Annotated in this window: 14 protein-coding genes; 3 read left to right on the top strand and 11 right to left on the bottom strand. The window is 61.8% G+C overall.

The annotated features are described in order from the left end of the window. Window positions 1-209: 209 nt before the first annotated feature. The 11 genes from ftsH to ybgC form a co-directional block, all read right to left on the bottom strand. The gene (ftsH, locus tag ACIQUB_RS19920) at window positions 210-2138 is read right to left on the bottom strand and encodes an ATP-dependent zinc metalloprotease FtsH (protein ID WP_026283219.1); all 1929 of its coding nucleotides are present in this window, start codon (window positions 2136-2138) and stop codon (window positions 210-212) included. Window positions 2139-2236: 98 nt separating this feature from the next. Further along, complete coding sequence (tilS, locus tag ACIQUB_RS19915; protein WP_113239164.1) at window positions 2237-3562, bottom strand: tRNA lysidine(34) synthetase TilS; 1326 nt, start codon at window positions 3560-3562, stop codon at window positions 2237-2239. 12 nt (window positions 3563-3574) lie between these two features. Next, window positions 3575-4609 (bottom strand): tol-pal system protein YbgF, encoded by a 1035-nt coding sequence (ybgF, locus tag ACIQUB_RS19910; protein ID WP_113239165.1) that lies wholly within the window; start codon window positions 4607-4609, stop codon window positions 3575-3577. A 181-nt stretch (window positions 4610-4790) separates the two neighbouring features. Beyond that, window positions 4791-5321: a peptidoglycan-associated lipoprotein Pal gene (pal, locus tag ACIQUB_RS19905; protein WP_026283220.1), complete on the bottom strand. Its 531-nt coding sequence runs from the start codon at window positions 5319-5321 to the stop codon at window positions 4791-4793. A 156-nt stretch (window positions 5322-5477) separates the two neighbouring features. After that, window positions 5478-6788 carry a Tol-Pal system beta propeller repeat protein TolB gene (tolB, locus tag ACIQUB_RS19900; protein WP_112944936.1) on the bottom strand — a complete coding sequence of 437 codons (1311 nt, stop codon included), beginning with the start codon at window positions 6786-6788 and terminating at the stop codon, window positions 5478-5480. A 22-nt stretch (window positions 6789-6810) separates the two neighbouring features. Further along, window positions 6811-7938 carry a cell envelope integrity protein TolA gene (locus tag ACIQUB_RS19895; protein ID WP_047509331.1) on the bottom strand — a complete coding sequence of 376 codons (1128 nt, stop codon included), beginning with the start codon at window positions 7936-7938 and terminating at the stop codon, window positions 6811-6813. Between the two features lie 7 nt (window positions 7939-7945). Further along, window positions 7946-8404, bottom strand: a complete 459-nt coding sequence (tolR, locus tag ACIQUB_RS19890; protein WP_026283221.1) for a protein TolR — start codon at window positions 8402-8404, stop codon at window positions 7946-7948. Window positions 8405-8428: 24 nt separating this feature from the next. Next, on the bottom strand, window positions 8429-9148 hold the full coding sequence (gene tolQ, locus ACIQUB_RS19885) for a protein TolQ (protein WP_026283222.1): 720 nt from the start codon (window positions 9146-9148) through the stop codon (window positions 8429-8431). A 428-nt stretch (window positions 9149-9576) separates the two neighbouring features. Next, on the bottom strand, window positions 9577-9984 hold the full coding sequence (locus ACIQUB_RS19880; RefSeq protein WP_113239166.1) for a type II toxin-antitoxin system MqsA family antitoxin: 408 nt from the start codon (window positions 9982-9984) through the stop codon (window positions 9577-9579). Next, complete coding sequence (locus ACIQUB_RS19875; RefSeq protein ID WP_402931465.1) at window positions 9981-10289, bottom strand: type II toxin-antitoxin system MqsR family toxin; 309 nt, start codon at window positions 10287-10289, stop codon at window positions 9981-9983. Before ACIQUB_RS19875 ends, ACIQUB_RS19880 begins: the two co-directional genes overlap by 4 nt. A gap of 59 nt (window positions 10290-10348) precedes the next feature. After that, window positions 10349-10795, bottom strand: a complete 447-nt coding sequence (gene ybgC / locus ACIQUB_RS19870; protein WP_113008766.1) for a tol-pal system-associated acyl-CoA thioesterase — start codon at window positions 10793-10795, stop codon at window positions 10349-10351. Window positions 10796-10914: 119 nt separating this feature from the next. On the opposite strand from ybgC, the gene ACIQUB_RS19865 reads away from it, so the two are divergent. From ACIQUB_RS19865 to ACIQUB_RS19855, 3 genes are read left to right on the top strand one after another with little or no spacing between them, the layout of a single operon-like run. Continuing rightward, window positions 10915-12135, top strand: a complete 1221-nt coding sequence (locus tag ACIQUB_RS19865) for an NAD-dependent epimerase/dehydratase family protein (protein ID WP_113239168.1) — start codon at window positions 10915-10917, stop codon at window positions 12133-12135. A 10-nt stretch (window positions 12136-12145) separates the two neighbouring features. Continuing rightward, window positions 12146-12964: a glycosyltransferase gene (locus ACIQUB_RS19860; RefSeq protein WP_402931462.1), complete on the top strand. Its 819-nt coding sequence runs from the start codon at window positions 12146-12148 to the stop codon at window positions 12962-12964. Further along, window positions 12961-13851, top strand: a complete 891-nt coding sequence (locus tag ACIQUB_RS19855; RefSeq protein ID WP_113239170.1) for an NAD(P)-dependent oxidoreductase — start codon at window positions 12961-12963, stop codon at window positions 13849-13851. Before ACIQUB_RS19860 ends, ACIQUB_RS19855 begins: the two co-directional genes overlap by 4 nt. Window positions 13852-13873: the final 22 nt, after the last annotated feature.

Raw genomic sequence — 13873 nt, 5'->3', positions numbered from 1 at the left:
GCTGCGCATCGTCGTGTCTGCAAATTGCACGCCTGCGCGTGTTCCCTCGCCAGAGAGGCCTTCATTGAGGCCACCTTATGTCAGCGGAATGCCACAAAACGCGGCAACCATCACGTCAATTAACGAGAAAATCGATTATATCCCGTTACCAACGAAAAAGGCCGGGCACCATCTCGGGTGTCCGGCCTTCTCATGATTTCCAAAGAAAATCAGTGTGGTTGCGGCTCCATGCCGCCTTCGGCCTCATCGCCCTTGGCAGGACGCGTGCCGGTCTTCGGCACGGCCGAGCCACGGCTTGGAGGCGTATCGTCACCGAGATCGCGCGACGGCTTTTCACCGCGAATCAACGCCTTGATCTCTTCGCCGGTCAGCGTCTCGTATTCGAGCAGGCCTTCGGCGATGGCCACGAACGCGTCGTGATCGTCGGTCAGGATGCGGCGCGCTTCGGCATAGGCCTCGTCGATCAGCTTGCGAACTTCCGAATCGATGGTCATGGCCGTCGCTTCGGACACGTTCTTCGACTGCGAAACCGAGTGGCCCAGGAAGACTTCCTGCTGGTTCTCACCATAGGAAACCTGGCCGAGCTTGTCGGAGAAGCCCCACTGGGTGACCATCGCACGGGCAAGCTTGGTGGCCTGCTCGATGTCGGACGATGCGCCCGATGTGATGTTCTCCTTGCCGAAGGTCAGTTCTTCCGCAACGCGGCCGCCCATCATGATGACGAGGCGCGAGACCATCCACTTGTAGCTCATCGAGTAGCGGTCGCCCTCGGGAAGCTGCATGACCATGCCGAGCGCACGGCCGCGCGGAATGATCGTCGCCTTGTGCAGCGGATCGGCCACCGGAACCTTGAGCGCCGTGATGGCGTGGCCGGCTTCGTGGTAGGCGGTCAGCTTCTTTTCGGCTTCGGTCATGGCGGACGAGCGGCGTTCGGCGCCCATCATGATCTTGTCCTTGGCGTCTTCGAATTCCTGCATGGTGACGACGCGCTTGTTGCGACGCGCGGCCATCAGGGCAGCTTCGTTGACGAGGTTCATCAGGTCGGCACCGGAGAAGCCGGGCGTACCGCGAGCCAGAACCTTGAGGTCGACATTCGGTGCCAGCGGCACGTTGCGGGCGTGAACCTTGAGGATGCGCTCGCGACCGACGATGTCGGGGTTCGGAACGACGACCTGACGGTCGAAACGGCCCGGACGCAGCAGCGCCGGATCGAGAACGTCGGGACGGTTGGTCGCCGCGATCAGGATGATGCCTTCGTTTGCTTCGAAGCCGTCCATCTCGACCAGCAGCTGGTTCAGCGTCTGCTCGCGTTCGTCGTTACCGCCGCCGAGACCAGCGCCACGATGGCGGCCGACGGCGTCGATTTCGTCGATGAAGATGATGCACGGCGCGTTCTTCTTGGCCTGCTCGAACATGTCGCGGACGCGGCTTGCGCCGACACCGACGAACATTTCGACGAAGTCGGAACCCGAGATCGTGAAGAACGGAACATTGGCTTCGCCTGCGACGGAGCGTGCGAGCAGCGTCTTACCGGTACCGGGAGGGCCGACCAGCAGCACGCCACGCGGAATCTTGCCGCCGAGACGCTGGAACTTCTGCGGATCGCGCAGGAATTCTACGATTTCCTCAAGGTCCTGCTTGGCTTCGTCGACGCCGGCGACGTCATCAAACGTGACGCGGCCATGCGCTTCGGTGAGCAGCTTGGCCTTCGACTTGCCGAAACCCATCGCGCCGCGCGAACCACCCTGCATCTGCCGCATGAAGAACAGCCAGACGCCGAGGATGAGAAGCATCGGCAGCAAGGTGCCGAGATAGCTCAGGAAACCGGAGGAACCGTCGGTTTCGGGACGTGCCGAAACGAGAACATTCTTCGTCTGCAGGCGATCGAGCAGATTGTCGTCGACCACAGGCGTATAGGTTTGGAAGGTGGTGCCATTTTCAACATAGCTGCCGGAGACGCGGTTACCCGTGACGACGACTTCCTTGACGCGGCCCGCATCCACTTCACGCAGGAACTGCGAATAAGGGATATCGCGGGAGCTGGTCTGCGCCGGCGACGTCTGGAACATACTGAAGAGGGCAATCAGCAAAAGCGCTATGATTGCCCACAAGGCGAAATTACGTAAGTTAGGGTTCATCGAACTCCCCAGCACTGGAACGACCGCCTCATGGCGACCGCTTTATTTGGCTTCTAACATAGGATTGCGTCAGGCGGTTGCCAAGGCAAACCCATCAGTTAGATGGTTTTTCCGTCAATAAGACCTAAAGGCGGTTTTGGATAGGGGCGTGTTCCAAAGGCTGCCGCGAGGCTGGTCGCGAACTTGACGTCCAATCGTGTCAAAAAACGGTCGAAGGGCGCGAAATATGGTACGACGTCGATGTCCTCGGCGAGATCGGGCGACGGGTCGCCGGCCGTGATGCGCGGTTGCGCCGCACGGGCTCTGGCGAGCGTGCTTTTGGGGAGGTTTTCGGGTGTTGGCATGACGGCACTGGTCCCCGCAGCCCCAACGGTCACCTCAACGCCAGCCTTGTTCGCCACCAAATACCGCCCGTCCCAAACGCCACGCTCTCCGGCGCCAATTGCAAGCGGCACCAGCCCTCGCGTCTCCCGCGCCAGATACAGCCCATCGCGCCTGACATCGAACACCACCCGCCCCGCCGTCATCCGGCCCGGCCGGCCCGCCGCAACAAACTCGACCACCGCGCCAATCTGTTCCGCCCCAAGTACAAACGCCTGCCCGCCGATCACCGCCGCCAGCCGCGCAAGCCCATGCCCGAGCACCGCTCGATCAACACCAAGCCCAGCAACCCCAACTCGCACCAGCATTCCCTCATGCACATCGACATGCGCATCGACCCACCCGGCCGCAGCCTCGTCGAGCGCCATCCGCGCAGCCGTCATCGCCTCGATCTCGGCGACAGAGATCCCCTCGCCCGCCAGCGCCTGACGCGTCCGCACCCGCTCGTATTTCACATCCTCGTTGCTCGGGTCATCACTCCAGCCGATACCGCGCAGCTCAAGCATCGAGCGAATATCCGCCCGCAGCGAAGACAGCAGCGGCCGCGAGATCCAGATGCGGCGGTCGAACAGAACCAGATCGGCGATCCCGGTCGTGGTGGCGACCGAACGTTGACCTCGCATGGCAAACGTCTCGCGCTGATCGTCGAGCGTGTGGCCGGTCACAATAATGTCAGCGCCGAGTTCGAGCGCCGCCTCGGCGAGCAGCCCATAGCGGGCGTCGCGCGCCGCCGCCATGATGCCGGCCTTCGGCTTGGCGCCCTGCCACACCTTGGTGACATGGGGAATATCGAGCGATCGGCAAAGAGCAGCGACATCGCGCGCTTCATCGGCCGATTGCGGGCGCAGCGCGTGGTCGACGGTCGCGGCGCAGAGGGAAATTCTGGGATTGCGTTCGGCCTTCAGCGCATCATGGAGCGCGATCAGCAGGCCGGTGGAATCGCTGCCGCCCGAAATCGCGACGAGAATGCGCGAAGGCTGGTCAAGCGAGGAGAGAAAGCGGCGTGTCGCCGTCTCTGGAGATAGGATGCCGTCCGGGCGCAAGACCGGAAAGCCTTAGCAGGACAGACGCTTCTGCTCACTCGCGACCTTGGATATGACGGCGCGGGAAGCCTTGGGATAACGCTTCGGCACTTCGCGCAGCGTTGCGCAGGCGGTTTCCGTATTGTCGAGTGCGGCCAGCGACATGCCAAGCTTCAGAAGCATTTCCGGCGCCTTTTCCGACGTGCCGTACTTCTGGTGAGCGTTCAGGAAGGTCTTGGCCGATTCGTTGAACTTGCCCTGCGAATAGAGCGCTTCGCCAAGCCAGAAATTGGCATCGGCCGCACGCGCGCTGTTCGGATACTGGCCGATATAGGCGTTGAATTCCTTTTCGGCCGTCGAATAGTCGCCTGACAGCACATGGCCGTAAGCGGCCTTGTACTGATCGGCCTCGCTGCCGAGCGATGCCGTCTGCGAGCCTGCGGCGCCGACCGGGGGCAGCGGGCTGGAGCCGACTTCGGCGCCCGGATTGACCGAGCCACCGATCGGATTGCCGTTCTGGTCGAACTGCATGGAGCCGAGCTGCTGTGGCGGCTGGCCGAGACCGGTGTTCTCAGGGACGTCGGTCGAGGGCGACGTTTCAGGTGCCCTCGAGGTCTGGATGGCGCGGGCGACATCGTCGCCACCGCCCTGACCTTGGCTCATGCCTTGCCCTTGCGCCGTCTGGTTGGAAGCCGGGATATCGGCTTCGCTTTTCTTCATAGGCTTGGATGCACCACCGGCGCTGCCGCCACCGCCGCCGCTCTTTTCCAGTTCCTGGAAGCGGAATTCATTGTCTTCCTGTGCCTTGCGGATGGTTTCCTGCATCTGCAGCAGCTGGAAGCTCATTTCTTCGATGCGGCCGTTCAGCTGGCGAAGCTGATCTTCGAGCTGCTGGATGCGCACTTCCGCGCCGCCGGCCTGCACGTTGACGACGGGCGCCTGCGCCGGTGCCTGGCTGGCCGTCTTGTTTCCGAAATGCAATCCGAATAGCGACGACGCGTTCGCCGACTGGCCAACCCCGGCCACCGTTGCGAGGCAGAGCATGCCCGCCACGACAAATTTCTTCATTTGGTTCGTCCTGTCCCAGTGATTCTTCGCGCCTCGATGGCACGAACAGGAGATTTTTCCAATTGCTTTCAAAAAGCAACGGAGTTCGGCCAAAGTGTGTTCAAAAAGAAAAGGCGGTCCGCGATGGAGCCGCCTTTCCAATTTGTAATAAAACCCGGCATTTTTATCGCCGGATCGGCAATTACATGCCAGCGCCACCGAGAACGGTAACGGCGCGGCGGTTCTGCGACCAGCAGGAGATGTCGTCGCAGACGGCGACCGGACGTTCCTTGCCGTAGGAGATCGTCTTCATGCGCTGAGCCGGAACGCCGCGCGAAGCGAGGTAGTCCTTGGTAGCAGCCGCACGGCGAGCGCCGAGAGCGAGGTTGTATTCGCGCGTGCCGCGTTCGTCGGCATGGCCTTCGATCGTGATTGCGTACTTCGGATAACGGCCGAGCCACTGAGCCTGACGATCGAGCGTCTGGGCAGCGTCGGCGCGAACCGAGGTCGAGTCCGTGTCGAAGAAGATGCGGTCGCCAACGTTGACGGTGAAGTCCTGGGCCGAACCCGGCGTTGCGGCGCCGGCACCGAGGCCGAGATCACCGGCGCTGTTGGCCATGTTCTTCTTGTTGGCGCAGCCGGCAAGTGCCAGACCGGCGACGAGCGCGATCATGACCGGGTTGCGGGCGAAGTTCTGCATGCGGCTCATTGCCGGGGTATGAATTCGGCTCATGGCCGGTCTCCTTGCGACTTGATTAAGGTTGCCGGACTGTAACCGTTCTCGGTTAATCGGCTTTCAAGAACTATGGTTAACGAATGGTTGATTTGGCCCTCTGTCGCCCCATTCGTAGATTTTTGAGGCGACAAGAAGGCAGGCATGCGGACTTCCCTACTCCAGAAGCGGCGACCAGGCCGGGTCGGAAGCGTATGCGGGGGTCTTGATCATCTGCTCGTTGTAACCGCTCAGATCGATCGAATAGAGCTGCGGGCCACCTGCACCCGCCGCCTGGCGGAAGAACATGATGACGCGGCCGTTCGGCGCCCAGGTCGGGCCTTCATTGTGGAAGCCCGTGGTCAGGATGCGCTCGCCCGAGCCATCCGGCTTCATCACGCCGATCGAGAACTTGCCGCCCGACTGCTTGGTAAAGGCGATCAGATCGCCGCGCGGAGACCAGACCGGCGTGGAGTAGGAACCGTCGCCGAAGGAGATACGCGTCTGGCCGGAACCATCGGCGCTCATCTTGTAGAGCTGCTGGCGGCCGCCGCGGTCGCTTTCGAACACGATCTGGCTGCCGTCAGGCGAATAGGACGGCGAAGTATCGATCGCGGCCGTGGACGTCAGGCGCGTCGTGGTGCGCGAGCGCAGGTCCATCGTGTAGATGTTGGCGTTGCCTTCCTGCTGCAGGCTCATCACCACCTTCTGACCGTCAGGCGAGAAGCGCGGCGAGAAGGTCATGCCGGGGAAGTTGCCGACCACTTCGCGCTGTCCAGTTTCCAGCTGCAGCAGATAGACGCGTGGCTGCTGGTTGGCGAAGGACATGTAGGTGACTTCCTGACGGTTCGGCGAGAAGCGCGGGGTCAGAACGAGGTCGCTGCCATTGGTCAGCATGCGCACGTTGAAGCCGTCCTGGTCCATGATGGCGAGCTGGCGCTTGCGCTCCTGCTTGCTGCCGGATTCGGAAACGAAGACGACGCGGGTGTCGAAGTATCCTTCTTCACCGGTGATCTGCTTGTAGATCGCGTCGGCGATGATGTGGGCCACGCGGCGCCAGTTTTCAGGCTGCGTGTAGAACTGCTGGCCGGTCATCTGGCTGCCGGCAAACGTGTCCCACAGGCGGAACTCGGCGCGAAGACGGCCGTCGGCCTCCTGCGTGACGCGGCCGGTGACCAGCGCCTGCGCGTTGATGACCTTCCAGTCCTCGAAGCGCGGAGCGGCATCCGGGTTGGAGATCTTCTCGATGAAGGCATTCTTGGCGATCGGCTTGAACAGGCCCGAGCGCTGCAGATCCGCGGCGATAACCTGCGAGACCTGGGCGCCCATGTCGCCCTGCAGGAAGTCGGTGATCGCGATCGGCAGGGGCTCGACATTGCCCTTGTTGATGTTGATTTCGACAAGCGCATGCGCCGGCGTGGCGATGACCGCGGTGGTCATCATGCCAACGGCGACCATCAGGGCGCGGAAAAGGGAACACTTGGTCATAGAGGACAAGCCTTTCAGCATTTTAAAGGGCTAGATCGCTGGGGTCGAAATTGACGATGACTTCGCCCCAGGCGTCGTATTTGTCTTTCGGCAGATTGGTAAACGGCGACGACTTCATGACGGCGCGCTTGGCGCCGCTGGCGAGCGCCATGCGGGTCGATTCGTTGGTGCCGCCGATGGCTTCCACTTCGGGAGCGCCAATGATGTTGCCGTCGGGGTCGAGCTTCATGTGGACCCTGATGCGAACTTCGCTGGCGCCTTCCATGCCGGGAATGACCGACCAGTTGCCGGCGATCGCGCTGCGCAGTGCATCCATTTCGCTCATCGACAGCTTGGAGCCGCCGGTCGCCTTCTTGGCGCCGAGCGAGGCAACCTCGGTCGAGCTCTTGGCGCCGCCGTTAGACGGATCCTGCTTGTTCAAGAGGGCGGCGATGTCATCGGCGTTGAAGTCGCTCTTCTGCGCGGAAGAGGCCTTGGCCTTTTCCTGCTTCTTGTCGGACTTCTTCTTGTCCGACGGCTTCTCGTCGGTCTGCGCCTTGTCTTCCGTCTTCTTCTCCGCGGGCTTTTCGGCCGGCTTCTGTTCCGGCGGCTTCGGCTGCGGCTTGATTACGGGTGTCGGCACCTTGTCCGGCAATGCTTCCGCATCCGGCTTCGGCGGCTCGGGCATGTCCTGCGGCTTTTCTTCAGCCTTCGGAGGCGTCGGCGCGATTTCCGGCTTCGGCGGCGTGATCGACGCGACCTGGCTCGGCTCCACCGCCGTATCTTCCTTCATGATGTCCTTCACCTCGTTGGGCACGGGATCATTTTCCGGAAGCGGCTTTTCGGAGGCCTTGGGGGCTGCGGCCGACTCGTTGTTGTTTGGCTTGGCGTTCGGGATCGGCGGCGTCTTCAGGTCGACCTTGTTCTCGCCCATGTTCTCGGCGTTGGCCACATTGGTCGGCTTCGAGGTCGGCTTCGGCGCCGGCTTGTCGCTCGGCTTGGCCGTCTTGTCTCCCTGCTGCAACTGCGTCAGGTCTTCGACAGGCACGAGGTTGACGGGCATGGCCTCGAAATCCTCGACCTTGAACTCCGACGGGGAGCCGATCGAAATCAGCGCCCAGGCGAGCAGAGCACAGTGCAGTACAGCAGATGAGACAATACTGGCCTTCATAGCTCTACTACGGGCCCTTCTTCTCTTGGGTGACAAGACCGATGTTCTTGAAGCCCGCACCCTGGATGCGTGCCATGACATCGGCGATCACGCCGTAAGGCGCGGCCGAGTCGCCACGAACGAAGATGCGTTCATTGTAGCCGGTGGTGGCGATCGCCTCGAGCTTGGCGGCGATTTCCTCGACCGGGATCGGCGTTTCCTGCAGGAACGCGGTACCGTCGTTCTTGACGGAGATCGTGATCGGCTGCGTTTCGGAATTCAGCGCCTTGGCCTGCGTTTCCGGCAGGTCGATCGGCACGCCGACCGTCATCATCGGAGCGGCGACCATGAAGATGATCAAAAGCACGAGCATGACGTCGACCAGCGGCGTCACGTTGATTTCGGAAATGGCGCCACCTCTGTGGCCACCGCGACGACGCCGACGGTTTCCACCGCCTCCGCCACCGCTTGGAGCACCCATACCCATGTCGTTCTCTCCGTTTCCGTCGGATTACTGCGCGGCCTGACGCGGCTGCAGCTTCTCGTCGATTTGGCGCGAAAGAATGGCGGAGAATTCATCCGCGAAGCCTTCCATGCGTGCCGAGAGCTTGCCCGCATCGGCGGAGAACTTATTATAGGCGATAACCGCCGGGATAGCGGCGACGAGGCCGATCGCGGTTGCGAGCAGCGCTTCGGCGATACCCGGCGCAACGACGGCGAGGTTGGTCGACTTCGAACCGGCGATCGCCTGGAACGAGGTCATGATACCGACGACGGTACCGAACAGACCGATGAACGGGCCGGCAGAACCAATCGTCGCCAGCGAGCCGAGACGGGCCGAGAGCCCTTCGGATTCGCGAGCAAGCGTCACGTCCATGGCGCGGTCGATACGCATCTGCAGGCCGATCGGCGAACGTGCGCCGCGCTCGAACGACTTCTTCCACTCGCGCATGGCGGCGACGAAGATCGAGGCGAGGCCCGTGTTGTTACGCTCCGACAGCGAGCGGTAGAGTTCTTCCAGCGACTGGCCCGACCAGAATACCTGCTCGAACTTGTCGAACTGCCGGCGGGCGCGGCCGAAGGCCAGATACTTGTCGATGACGATCGCCCAGGTCCAGACGGACGCTGCGATAAGACCGAGCATGACGAGCTTGACGACGAGGCCAGCCTGCATGAAAAGCGACCAGAGACTGACGTCCGTGTGAGCCGCTGCCAATCCTACTTGTTCCATTGATCCAAAATCCCCGAATCCAAACGCCCGGCACTTGACCGGGCGGCACAAAGTGATCTCGCAAGATATGTCTGGCTGCCGCCGCCCAAAGCCCTGGTCAAGCTTCCAAGCTCTTATCCGCCTTCCTTGCCGTCAAATTTGGTCAAAGGAAGGCGTGCACCGCACAAACTCTGACAATCCGAGTAAGACACTATTATCGTTAATAGTTCGTTAGCGCCGGATCATAAAAGGCTGACTATTGGCGAGAGGATGATCCCTTGGAATACTTGGCCAGATCTCCGATCGATGACCAAAACCGCACAAACCTTGCGCGCGGCAATTCCTTCACATGAAAGTCATGTTTTTGCAAGGGCTGGTTGGCCATATCCATGCATGGCGGCAATGCGGTAACGGAAGGGCTCCTCCCGAACACCGGTTAGCAGCACGCATCACGCCCGCTTCAGCTCCTTGATAGCGCCGGGATCGCGATCAAGCAGACGGAAGAGATTGACGACGGCGGGCGTCGGCATGACCTTCCCGGTCTCGTAGCGCGAAAACGCGTTGTGCCCCCCACCCGTCAGCTCGGATGCTTCAACCTGATTGATCCTGAGTTTCTTGCGGATGCGACGCAACTCGCTGCCGAGCGCTTTGCGGGCTTCGAGCACCAAGGCGTCGCCGGCTGCCGCATAACGCTCGGCGCTTTCCTGATCATATTCGATCTCACCACAGGCGCCGCACCGAAAACCGGACAGGCCCTTCACATCCGCCGTCATATCGCGAAAAACGACCAGATGCGTTTCATTGGCAAAGGGCACCATCTCGCGCTTCGCCTCGCAGCAAACACACAGCTTGGTCATGAACCCAACTCCTTGAACTGTATCACCGGCGCGCCATCGGCCCGAAGCGTTACCTTCACATAAGCCATGCCGGCTGGCGTATCTGCATGGTAGACGTCCTGCCACACGGAACTGTCGGCATATGTGGTCATCGACTTGTAGAGATCTCTTCTTTTCAGACCGCAGATCACATCGATCATCTCCGAGATCGTCAGTCCCATCGCTCTGCCGCCGTCGATCGCGGTTTTGGTGAAAGCTGCGGCGCGGCGGGTTTTCACCACCACGACAATCGCCGCAAGATCGTAATGCGCCGTCCGTTTCTCCATAACCAATATTACCCTTTGAGGGTAAAAATTCAAGGATGGCGCCGGACGTTTGATTTAAATTAGACCTCGATCATCATCTGCTTCGCCAACCCCTCCGGCAGCCGCCGAGGACGGCCGCTGGCGTTGATGACGGCGATGATCACCTTGGCGGCGATCAGGAGCGTGTCGTCGCGGCGGATCTCCTGCGCGAGCACCATCTTGGCGCCGCCGGCCTTTTCGGTGCGCGTCGTCACCGTCAGGATATCGTCCATGCGCGCCGGCGACTTGAAGTCGATCTCCATGCGGTGGACGACGAAGACCAGCCCCTCCTCGTCCGCGGTGATCAGCTCGCGCTGCTCGACACCGAGGCAGCGCAGGTAGTCGGTGCGGCCGCGCTCGAGGAAGTGCAGGTAGCGGGCGTGATAGACCAGACCGGAGAAATCGGTGTCCTCGTAGTAGACCCGCTGCAGCAGGCGATGGCCCGCTTCCGTCAGTTCACCAGAGATCAAATGCACACCGTCCGCCATAATTTTCTCCAAAGTCGCGCGCCCTCTTTGGCTGAAGACATTCAGCCTTGCAAGCATTGAACAATTGTCACGCTTTCTAAGTAATCCTCGATAGCGAAGGCCAACAAGGAGACGACACCATGAAGATTGCGGTGATGGGCGGAGATGGATTTATCGGCTGGCCAACATCATTGCATCTGTCGGACGCCGGCCACGATGTTCACATCCTCGACAACCTCTCGCGACGCTGGATCGACACCGAACTCGGCGTCCAGTCGCTGACCCCGATGGACTCGATCCAGGAGCGCACCCGCATCTGGCACGCCGAGACTGGCCGCCGCATCCACTTCAACCTGATCGACCTCGCGAGGGATTACGAGCTCCTGAAGAAGTGGCTCGCCGAAAACCGGCCCGACGCCATCATCCACTTCGCCGAGCAGCGCGCCGCGCCCTATTCGATGAAGAGCGACCGGCACAAGAACTACACCGTCAATAACAACATCAACGCCACGCACAATCTCCTGAACGCGCTGGTCGAACTGCAGCTCGACGCGCATCTGATCCACCTGGGCACCATGGGCGTCTACGGCTATTCGACGGTTGGCGCCGCCATACCCGAGGGGTACCTGCCCGTCGGCATCGAGACGACGAGCGGCGAAACCGTGAGCCAGGAAATCCTCTACCCCGCCAATCCCGGCTCGATCTACCACATGACCAAGTGCCTGGATCAGACGCTCTTCCATTTCTACGCCAAGAACGACGGCCTCCGTATCACCGATCTGCATCAGGGCATCGTCTGGGGCACCCACACCGAACAGACACGCCGCCACGAGCAGCTGGTCAACCGCTTCGACTATGACGGCGACTACGGCACCGTTCTGAACCGCTTCCTGATCCAGGCGGCGATCGGCTATCCGCTGACCGTCCACGGCACCGGCGGCCAGACCCGCGCCTTCATCCACATCCAGGATTCCGTGCGCTGCATCGAGCTGGCACTGAAGAACCCGCCGACGCGCGGTGCTCGTGTCGAGATCTTCAACCAAATGACCGAAACCCACCGCGTCCGGGACCTCGCCGAGATGATTGCGAAGCTGACCGGCGCCGAGATCGCCTGGCTGCCCAATCCGCGCAAGGAAGCGCCGGAAAACGAGCTGATCGTGAAGAACGACAAGTTCCGCAACCTCGGCCTTGATCCGATCACGCTGAAGACGGGACTGATGGGCGAGATCGTCGACGTCGCGAAGAAGTTCGCCTATCGCGTCGATCGCAGCCGCGTGCCGGCGGTGTCGGCCTGGACGCGGGATATCGCGCCGACGATCAACCATGATCCCGAGGGCAAGCGATTGAAGTCGGTGTCGTGACCCACTGACAATGACCTCCCCCCACGCCTACGTCACCCTCGTCACCAACGCCGACTACGCCATGGGCGCCACGGCGCTGGCCCGCTCGCTGCGCATGACCCACACCACTGCCGACATCGTCGTCCTCCACACCGGCGGCGTCATCGAAGCTGACCTCGACCCCTTGCGCACCCTCGGCTGCCGCCTCCTCCCCGTCGAACACCTGCCGCTGTCGGGCGCCTTCAACGAGCGCCACGCGCGCGGCAAAATCCACGCCGCCGCCCCCTTCACAAAGGGCCGCAAGCCACTCTTCCACTCGCCGCTCGACAATTTCTGCAAGCTGCGCCTCTGGGAACTGACCGAATACACGACCTGCGTCTTCATCGACGCCGACGCCATCGTGCTGCGCAATATCGACCGGCTATTCGCCTACCCCGAATTCTCCGCCGCCCCGAATGTCTACGAATCGCTCGCCGATTTTCACCGCATGAACTCCGGCGTCTTCGTCGCCAAGCCCTCGAGGGACACATTCAGCGCCATGCTGGAGCGCCTCGACCAGCCGGAAATCCTGTGGAAACGCACCGACCAAACCTTCCTGCAGGCGTTTTTCCCGGAATGGCATGGTCTACCTGTTTATTTCAACATGCTACAATATGTCTGGTTTACCATGCCTGCGCTTTGGGACTGGAACAGTATTTCCGTCCTGCATTACCAGTATGAAAAGCCATGGGAGACAGATCATCCGAAGGCGGAAAGCCTGCGGCCGCTGATCGACCTGTGGCAGGCATTCTACATGGGCAAGGACGTGCCGGACATATCGGCCATGGCCAATCCGAAAGGGGCAGCATGAAGGTACTGGTATCGGGTGGAACAGGACTTGTCGGTCGCTATATCGTCGAGGAACTGCTTGCAGCCGGATATTCGGTCATCATCGGTGGCCGCCATGCCCCGCTGCCGCGCGCCTTCTCCCGCCCCGTCGATTTCGCGCCGCTGTCGCTCGATCCCGAGAAGGACCATATCGAGGCCTTCGACGACGCCTATTTCTTCGTGCACGCCGCCTTCCACCACGCGCCGGGCAAATATCGCGGCGGCGAAGGCGACGATCCCGAAACCTTCAAGCGCCTCAATCTCGATGGCACCGTGCGCCTGTTCGAGGCCGCCAAGCGCGCCGGCACGCGCCGCTGCATCTTCATCTCCAGCCGTGCCGCCTATGGCGAACACCCGCCGGGAACGACGCTGACGGAAGCCACACAGGAAAAGCCGGAAACGCTCTACGGCCAGACCAAGCTCGACGCCGAACGCAGCCTGGCGCATCTGGCCGCCCCCGGCTTCGCGACCGCCAGCCTGCGCCTCACCGGCGTCTACGGCAATCTGCGCCCCAACAAATGGGACAAGCTGTTCGGCGACTATCTGAGCGGCCGACCGATCCCGGCGCGGGCCGGAACCGAAGTGCACGGCCAGGATGTCGGCAAGGCCGTCCGCGTCATGCTCGAGGCAGATGCCGGTCGCATTTCCGGCGAGACCTTCAACGTCTCCGACCTCGCGCTCGACACCTGGGATATTCTCGAGCCGATCCGCTGGGAACACGATTGCGCCAACCGCCTGCCTGTAGCCGCCGACAAAACGCTGCTGACGCCGATGGACACGACCAAGCTGCAGGCGCTGGGCTGGCAGCCCGGTGGACTGCCGCTCTTCGAGGAAACCATCCACGCGCTCGCGACACAGCCGGCGGCCTGACGTATGAACGTCGCATTCGCGC

The sequence above is a fragment of the Rhizobium sp. NPDC090275 genome, assembly GCF_044772225.1.
Classification (GTDB): domain Bacteria; phylum Pseudomonadota; class Alphaproteobacteria; order Rhizobiales; family Rhizobiaceae; genus Rhizobium.
This window is presented reverse-complemented; position numbering and strand designations above follow the sequence as displayed.

Excerpts from the sequence above, each read along its gene's own strand:
- ftsH (WP_026283219.1), bottom strand. The coding sequence starts at position 2,138 with ATGAACCCTAACTTACGTAATTTCGCCTTGTGGGCAATCATAGCGCTT.
- ybgF (WP_113239165.1), bottom strand. The coding sequence starts at position 4,609 with ATGAAGAAATTTGTCGTGGCGGGCATGCTCTGCCTCGCAACGGTGGCC.
- pal (WP_026283220.1), bottom strand. The coding sequence starts at position 5,321 with ATGAGCCGAATTCATACCCCGGCAATGAGCCGCATGCAGAACTTCGCC.
- tolB (WP_112944936.1), bottom strand. The coding sequence starts at position 6,788 with ATGACCAAGTGTTCCCTTTTCCGCGCCCTGATGGTCGCCGTTGGCATG.
- ACIQUB_RS19895 (WP_047509331.1), bottom strand. The coding sequence starts at position 7,938 with ATGAAGGCCAGTATTGTCTCATCTGCTGTACTGCACTGTGCTCTGCTC.
- tolR (WP_026283221.1), bottom strand. The coding sequence starts at position 8,404 with ATGGGTATGGGTGCTCCAAGCGGTGGCGGAGGCGGTGGAAACCGTCGG.
- tolQ (WP_026283222.1), bottom strand. The coding sequence starts at position 9,148 with ATGGAACAAGTAGGATTGGCAGCGGCTCACACGGACGTCAGTCTCTGG.
- ACIQUB_RS19880 (WP_113239166.1), bottom strand. The coding sequence starts at position 9,984 with ATGACCAAGCTGTGTGTTTGCTGCGAGGCGAAGCGCGAGATGGTGCCC.
- ACIQUB_RS19875 (WP_402931465.1), bottom strand. The coding sequence starts at position 10,289 with ATGGAGAAACGGACGGCGCATTACGATCTTGCGGCGATTGTCGTGGTG.
- ybgC (WP_113008766.1), bottom strand. The coding sequence starts at position 10,795 with ATGGCGGACGGTGTGCATTTGATCTCTGGTGAACTGACGGAAGCGGGC.
- ACIQUB_RS19865 (WP_113239168.1), top strand. The coding sequence starts at position 10,915 with ATGAAGATTGCGGTGATGGGCGGAGATGGATTTATCGGCTGGCCAACA.
- ACIQUB_RS19860 (WP_402931462.1), top strand. The coding sequence starts at position 12,146 with ATGACCTCCCCCCACGCCTACGTCACCCTCGTCACCAACGCCGACTAC.
- ACIQUB_RS19855 (WP_113239170.1), top strand. The coding sequence starts at position 12,961 with ATGAAGGTACTGGTATCGGGTGGAACAGGACTTGTCGGTCGCTATATC.